Source organism: Dellaglioa sp. CoH-57-MRSF-19 (assembly GCF_056781975.1).
Map to the genome: position 1 here is coordinate 1 of NZ_JBXAXW010000018.1, position 833 is coordinate 833.

Here is an 833-nt window from a genome sequence, read left to right on the forward strand (position 1 = left end):
CGCCCAAGGCGAGGCCCTTGTAATCCAACGATCAATCACTTGCCCGATGCTGCTAATTTTTGGACCATCTTGTACGAGCGTATTCACGTGTGCCTCCTACCGTTTATCCTTGACCGCCCGGTGTCGGGTTGTTCGATTCGGTTGTGGTGTCGTCAATATGTATTCCCATACGCTCGGCCTGTTTTGTGTAGAAACTTTCGAACACGGCAATTGCTCGTGTCCCCATGAGACCAGCCGTCGCAATCAAGATCGCGGCAACCGGCCCGTCGATGTTAAGCCACTCACACGCCCAGAAAGTCATGAGTCCTGCGAAGCCTGCGGTGATCAGATCACGTGCGAGTGTCGCGACTCGGAACTGCTGCGAGTTGTTGAGATACTTAACGGCACCTCCGAACAGCGCGAGTCCGAAAACCCACGCATAGGTGCTGATGCTGTACCCGAAAGGGTCTTTGTCGCCTTGAAACATAATTGGCTCTCCGTAGTCTGGCACTCCTAGTAAACCTATGATAAAATTGGGGCGACTCATGAAATTTGGGTCTAGTAAATAGGATGACCAGCGGAGGATTTATGATAGAAGGCGCAAGAGTTTTGTCCCACCAAAGTGTGCTGCACCACATCGATGACCCGCGCGAACTCACGTTGTTCGTTCGTTCCGTAGTGGAAGCGCGGCCCGAGGTCTTCAACAGTATCTGCATCCACGGATTTCGGAAGATCGTGGCTGATTTGGTTGAGGAACTGGACGAGCGGTACGGGCCGGGGCTGACCATCGAGCTGCTGGACGCTCAGGACATGGACAATGAAGCCGACGAATTTACAGACGACATTCTGATGCT

At 53.1% G+C, this 833-nt stretch carries 2 protein-coding genes; one reads left to right on the plus strand and one right to left on the minus strand.

All coding sequences use genetic code 11. From position 1 onward, the window contains the following. Nucleotides 1-103: 103 nt before the first annotated feature. Nucleotides 104-466 (minus strand): phage holin family protein, encoded by a 363-nt coding sequence (locus AC1RO3_RS07845; RefSeq protein ID WP_429609022.1) that lies wholly within the window; start codon nucleotides 464-466, stop codon nucleotides 104-106. A 101-nt stretch (nucleotides 467-567) separates the two neighbouring features. On the opposite strand from AC1RO3_RS07845, the gene AC1RO3_RS07850 reads away from it, so the two are divergent. After that, nucleotides 568-833, plus strand: a 266-nt coding sequence (locus tag AC1RO3_RS07850) for a hypothetical protein (RefSeq protein WP_481763907.1), incomplete at its 3' end; no start/stop codon positions are given.

What these genes read in the sequence shown, in the direction of transcription:
- AC1RO3_RS07845 (WP_429609022.1), bottom strand. Translation starts at nt 466, where the DNA reads ATGTTTCAAGGCGACAAAGACCCTTTCGGGTACAGCATCAGCACCTAT.